The sequence below is a fragment of the Plectonema cf. radiosum LEGE 06105 genome (assembly GCF_015207665.1).
Classification (GTDB): Bacteria; Cyanobacteriota; Cyanobacteriia; order Cyanobacteriales; family Nostocaceae; genus Rivularia; species Rivularia radiosa_A.
Map to the genome: position 1 here is coordinate 1 of NZ_JADEWL010000239.1, position 5,570 is coordinate 5,570.

Below are 5,570 nucleotides of genomic sequence, written 5' to 3' on the forward strand. Positions count from 1 at the left end.
CTTTAGAAGATTTTATATTTAATTTGCCACTATATTGAGTTTTGCTGCAAGTGTTAAATTCTTCAATTATGTCTTTATGTGGTATCAGTTCTGTATGCACCATGACAACTTAGTTATTTAAAAAATAAACCAGATGGTAGATGTTATTTAAAAAAATATTTAAGTTTTTAAAAATAAAATTATCTCAGAAAAATGGTAATACCAAGTCTTGATAATGGGATAACAAGTAGTTGTAAGAAATTCTAGTTGTTTACATTCATTACTTTAACTAAAAAATGTGGCAATCCCGTGACAGAGGGGAACCAGCTAAATTTTCTCACAGAGCGGTTAAAAAAATATTGGTCTTCCCTGATAGAAACTTCATACAAGTGGGAATAATAACTTTGTGCTATAGATAGATTCTGTTTGCTTAATGCTGACAAGACTGGAAGCTAGGATTTAATCCAAGTTGAGTTAAACCTTTATCTACCCCAGTGAGATGTTACTTTGAAAGGGAATTATCCAATTTAATTCCATTAGATTTAGAAACTAAAGTTAAGCAGATAAAATTAAAGATAATTATGGTTTTGTTTCAAATTATGAAACTTCAGTAAAAACTGGGACAAATATAGATAAAATATTTCAATTTTTCACACATTCAATGATTTAATAATATGAACTCTGTATCTAAAAATATATTATCATTACGGCGTATTGAATATTTAATTGTTAACGAAAAGTGGCAGATTATTGAATTATCTCCCAAAATAAAATTTTTGGCTGACAGTTTTAATGAAGTGGATTTGGGGAAAGATATCAGGATTAGTTTTCCCGAATTCCTTGGAATTGAAATGATTCTTAAGGATATTATCGCGGGGAAACAAGAGAGCTTTGAACTAAAGGGAGTGATTCGGACTCAACAAACACTAAATCTAATTTATCTTGATATTTGTATTGGTAATAATATCAAAAATAATCAAATTAGTAATCAACTATTGATAATAATTGAAGATGTGACAGAACGAATGGGTTTGGAACAATCTTTAGTTCAAGGTACAAATGAAGCTAATCTTTTACTGAATACTTTGAGTGCTTCTAAGCTATATATTGACCAAATTGTTACATCCATGGGAGATGCTTTATTTACACCAAGAATGGGGGACTAAAACAAAACCATCTGAAATTGTAATTAATACTACAATTGCCGAAAAAAATCCGTTGCAGATACTATTAGTAGAAGACTACACAACTAATCAAAGAATGATAACTTTAATGTTAGAGCAAATGGGTTATCAAGCAGATGTTGCTAATAATGGCTTAGAAGCACTTACAGCAATGCGTCGTCAGCCCTACGATGTGGTATTTATGGATATGCAAATGCCTCAAATGGATGGTATGACGGCAACACAATACATTTGTCAGGAATGCGAACCCTCAGTACGTCCCCGGATTATTGCATTAACCGCAAGTGTAATCTTACGCGATAAGGAAAATTATTTAGCATCTGGTATCGATGATTTTCTTGCTAAACCTTTTCGGATTGAACAACTGATGCAAGTACTTGTTAATTGTCATTTGATGCAGGAGCAGAAGAAATATTGGTAATTAAATCCAAACTCTTCCTCCACTTTTTCAGATTCACTTCCAAATCCCCCATCAACCATTCATCAAACTGCGGATAAACGGGCAATCTAGCAACCAAATCCCAACCTGCTGGCTGTAATATTTTCCGCAACTCTTTTTCTTGAATATGCGGATAATCGGGGTTTACTTCATCTTTGGGACTGATTCCCCCTAAATCTCTCGCACCTGCTTCTATACAAGCAAGTAACCATTGCTTATCTTTAACTAAGTTTGGTGGAATTTGAATTGTAATATCTGCTGGTAAAATTTGCCGTGCTTGAGCTATTACTTGTGGTAATTTATGTGGATTAAAAGGTGGAAAATCAAAGCTTTGTTGACTTCCCGGACTGTGCGGTTGTAAGATAACTTCTTGAATATTTTTATATTTTTGATGCACTTGAGATATCGCTGCTAATGTATCCCACCAATCTTGTTCTGTCTCACCAATTCCTAATAATAATCCGGTTGTAAAAGGTATCTTTAATTCACCAGCCCACTCTAATTGTTGTAACCGCAATTCTGGTAATTTACTTGGTGCGTGTTTATGAACTGTTTGCAATAAATTTGGTGTTAGCTGTTCCAACATTAACCCCATTGAAACGTTAAATTTCTTTAGCTTTTGCATTTCCTCAAAACTTAAAATTCCTGCATTTGTATGGGGTAAAAAACCCATTGATAATGCTAATTCGCACAAATCATAAATGCGATTAAACCATTCTTTGCGACGTGATGAATGTGGATGAACTTCTCCACTCAATATTAATATTTCACAAATATTTTTATTTTGGAGTCTTTTGAAAATATCTTTTGCTGCTGATAAAGAAAGCATCGAACTTTTGCCGATGTCGGTACGAAAATTGCAATAAGTGCATCTGTTAAAACATTCGTAGGTAGGAACTATCGTGTATGCAGGGCTATAGGTAACTGTGCGGGAATTAGAAAATCTCATGAAAGATAATTTAAAAATAAATAAAAAGTCTGAAAATAATCGGAATCTTATACCTATATTGCAATATTTTGAATCTGAATACAAATTATATAAATAAAAATATAAATAAAAAAGGTACCCTTATGGGTACTTGGCTTCAAAAGTAATTTTTGTAAAATAGATACATAACCAACTATTTGCCCATTAATTTGAGATTCAATCGCGAATTTGATCGTATTAACCAGGAAAACTTAAAATCTCAAATAAATTTGAAAATTCAACTATGGAGAAAGGAAATCTCGACTTTATTTTAAAGATGGCTCAAACGATAAATCCCCAGATTTATCCTGGACGAGAATTAAACATTAATTTGTCAGAATTACGCCAACTTCCCGAAGGAACTTTAGGTAGAGAAGTAGCCCGCTTTTTTGATGAAAATGGTTTTGAACCCCTACAATCTGGAGATTGGATACAGCGCACTCATGATGTTTGGCACGTTGTTACGGGGCTTTCTCCATCGAAAAATGATGAATTCATATTGCAAGCTTTTACTCGTTCTCAAGTTTTTCGCCCTTCTAGTGCCATACTGGTATTAGCTGGTTTACTAATACATAAATGTAATTTACAAGAAGTTATTCATACTGTCAAAAATGGCAAAATGGCGAAAAAATTAATTGATTGGGATATTGAATCTGATTGGGCTACTCCTTTAAGTGAAGTTCGAGAAAAATTAGGTGTCATACCATTTAATTAACTGTCTCCTGTTGTTTGGCGTAAATATTTTTTAAGTGTTTTTTAACGGTATTAATGGTAATATAAAGTTCCTCGGCAATTTCTTGATAAGAATAATTAGCTCGACGCAACAGCCAAACTTGAGATTCTCTTTCGGTTAAACCATATTTTATAGCTTCAGAAATCGCCATACTCTGATTAGTTTGTTTGCGGTCTTCTAAAGTAACTAATAAGTAATTCTCATTACTTTCATTTGCTTGTAACCATCGAGCGCGAATTCTGATTTTAACTGATGTAGATGTCTCAATTTCTGACTCAATTGATATGTTTTGATGAGGAAATAATTGACGACTTTCAATTAAAGACTGACAAATACGTTGAATTTCATCGGGGACTTGAAATTTCTCAATACCTCCACTTAGTTGCTGACAAATATGAAGCGCACCCTCGTTAGCATGAACTAACTCACCTTGTATTGTCAGGATAAAAATTCCGTCAAGAAAACTTTCAATTACAGCTTGCATTAGATCGAGTTTAGATACAGGCTGTGTATTTTCCGATTTGGTTTTTCTGTGATAAAATTTACTTCTTTGGGTAGATGTAATTTTTTGATACTGCTCTAAAAGTAAAACGCTCATAATTTATCTCCTTTTAAGTTCTTAGCAGCATTGTTATGGTTGGGATTCTGCATTCGCAATGATTGAGCAGCAATCCCATAAAAACTATTGAAGTAAGTGAAGTTTCAGTGAAGTTTAGAGAATTTCCCTGAAGTGAGGTGAAGTTTTTCTTAAATTAAGCAATACAGTACGGTTAATCGATTCATAATCACTGTATTGCAACTTGATTATGAGAAAAATTTACCGGGGAGTGCTGCGGTGAAGGATTTGCTGAGTATTGATGAGTGGTTTTGTATCGAACATCGGCTTAAGTATATTTCTCTTTTGAAAGGAAAAGTAGGTTTAACACGCCGTCGATCTGAATGTTTTGTAAAGTTATGGGCTTATTTACTGCTCAAACAGCAGCAAGAATTGGGAATTGCTGTCAAACCTTTAACAGAACTGGATTTACCTCAAGGTTTTGTTCCTTGTACTCACCGCGAAGCCAACGAACTATTTTACGCCCAAGAAGACAGAGGAAGCGAACGTGCGGCGGGAATGATGATTGATAAGTTAGTGGCTCTAGGATTAATTGAAAAGGAATTCGACGGCAATAATATTTGTATTCGTATCTGTTCCCCATTACCAGATATCAATCAATCTACAAAACCTACTCAGTCAGCAAAGCTTTTTGCAGATAGCTTTAATCCCCGTACTGACGCTATACCCGCTGCGACTTTTTTGGCGAGCAACTATGATTGGATGAACAAAAAAACTACCGCTGCACCCCACAGAATAGCTAAAATACTGCGTAATTGGGCTAAACAATATTCAAAAGGAATGCGGGTTTTACGTCGCTGCGATACCCAAAACCCCGTTGGTATTTGCATTCTTTATCCTGTAGCTTCCGAATCTGAGGAGAATTTTTTTCTACCTCCGAGCAAAAGTCTGCACCTAAGTACTGCTAGCCAAACCGATCCTTTTAATATCGCAACACCTGGAGATGCAGATTGTACTTCTGCTTTTATTCGCAGCTTTCAAATCGATCCGAACTATCAACAGCACGATAATCTATGTCAATTATTAAAGGATGCTCGCCAAACTTTAATCAATATGCAAGCAGATTTCCCCAATCTTTGCGATTTGTATACCTTGACGATTCATCCGTCCGCCCAAAGTCTAGCATTAGCAATGGGTTTTCAGAAAACTAGCCAAGACCCACAAATCTCTCTTTATTGGATGTATATGCCCCTCGATAAGTATTTGACTCTCGATATTGAACAAGCTGCATCAAATCTTAAACTTGATTGATGCGGCAACTCTCCCTGGTTTATTAATTTAATTAATGAGAATTTATTTTTCTTCGTATTAGCTCTTTATCCTTATACAGCAAGCTTTTTAAAGAATAAATAGACCTAATAACGCAGCATTCGCTACTTTTTTTTATGAAAACGCTTTACAAACTGAAATATTTGTTTTAGTATTAATACATGGGTCGAAAGACCTACTAAATCATAAAAAAATAGCAATTATCCGAACCATGACAACCACATTACAAAGACGCGAGAGCGCTTCTGCGTGGGAACAGTTCTGCGGATGGATTACCAGCACCAACAACCGTTTATATATCGGTTGGTTCGGTGTATTGATGATTCCTACCCTCTTATCTGCAATCACCTGTTTCATCATCGCTTTTGTTGCAGCACCTCCTG

General features: G+C 34.9%; 6 protein-coding genes and 1 pseudogene. 5 read left to right on the top strand and 2 right to left on the bottom strand.

What is annotated here, in order from left to right:
• The first annotated feature begins 653 nt into the window (after positions 1-653).
• Positions 654-1,145, top strand: coding sequence for a nitrogen regulation protein NR(II) (locus IQ247_RS31120; RefSeq protein ID WP_193925979.1), 492 nt, complete (start codon positions 654-656; stop codon positions 1,143-1,145).
• The gene (locus IQ247_RS31125) at positions 1,114-1,584 is read left to right on the top strand and encodes a response regulator (RefSeq protein WP_193925981.1); all 471 of its coding nucleotides are present in this window, start codon (positions 1,114-1,116) and stop codon (positions 1,582-1,584) included. The genes IQ247_RS31120 and IQ247_RS31125 overlap by 32 nt, the downstream gene beginning before the upstream one ends.
• Here IQ247_RS31125 and cofG read toward each other — a convergent pair.
• The gene (gene cofG, locus IQ247_RS31130; RefSeq protein WP_193925983.1) at positions 1,544-2,551 is read right to left on the bottom strand and encodes a 7,8-didemethyl-8-hydroxy-5-deazariboflavin synthase subunit CofG; all 1,008 of its coding nucleotides are present in this window, start codon (positions 2,549-2,551) and stop codon (positions 1,544-1,546) included. The two genes, IQ247_RS31125 and cofG, sit on opposite strands and share 41 nt — an antisense overlap.
• 262 nt (positions 2,552-2,813) lie before the next feature.
• Here cofG and IQ247_RS31135 point away from each other — a divergent pair, with 262 nt between their 5' ends.
• Positions 2,814-3,284 carry a Coq4 family protein gene (locus IQ247_RS31135; protein ID WP_193925985.1) on the top strand — a complete coding sequence of 157 codons (471 nt, stop codon included), beginning with the start codon at positions 2,814-2,816 and terminating at the stop codon, positions 3,282-3,284.
• Here IQ247_RS31135 and IQ247_RS31140 read toward each other — a convergent pair.
• A complete protein-coding gene (locus tag IQ247_RS31140) occupies positions 3,277-3,900 on the bottom strand; it encodes a helix-turn-helix transcriptional regulator (RefSeq protein WP_193925987.1) in 624 nt (207 codons plus the stop codon). The genes IQ247_RS31135 and IQ247_RS31140 overlap by 8 nt on opposite strands.
• Before the next feature lie 195 nt (positions 3,901-4,095).
• On the opposite strand from IQ247_RS31140, the gene IQ247_RS31145 reads away from it, so the two are divergent.
• Both IQ247_RS31145 and IQ247_RS31150 read left to right on the top strand, forming a co-directional pair.
• Complete coding sequence (locus IQ247_RS31145) at positions 4,096-5,169, top strand: hypothetical protein (protein ID WP_228060212.1); 1,074 nt, start codon at positions 4,096-4,098, stop codon at positions 5,167-5,169.
• A gap of 229 nt (positions 5,170-5,398) precedes the next feature.
• Positions 5,399-5,570, top strand: a pseudogene (locus IQ247_RS31150) (photosystem II q(b) protein); the annotation flags it as partial.

Excerpts from the sequence above, each read along its gene's own strand:
- IQ247_RS31125 (WP_193925981.1), top strand. The coding sequence starts at position 1,114 with ATGCTTTATTTACACCAAGAATGGGGGACTAAAACAAAACCATCTGAA.
- IQ247_RS31135 (WP_193925985.1), top strand. The coding sequence starts at position 2,814 with ATGGAGAAAGGAAATCTCGACTTTATTTTAAAGATGGCTCAAACGATA.
- IQ247_RS31120 (WP_193925979.1), top strand. The coding sequence starts at position 654 with ATGAACTCTGTATCTAAAAATATATTATCATTACGGCGTATTGAATAT.
- IQ247_RS31140 (WP_193925987.1), bottom strand. The coding sequence starts at position 3,900 with ATGAGCGTTTTACTTTTAGAGCAGTATCAAAAAATTACATCTACCCAA.
- cofG (WP_193925983.1), bottom strand. The coding sequence starts at position 2,551 with ATGAGATTTTCTAATTCCCGCACAGTTACCTATAGCCCTGCATACACG.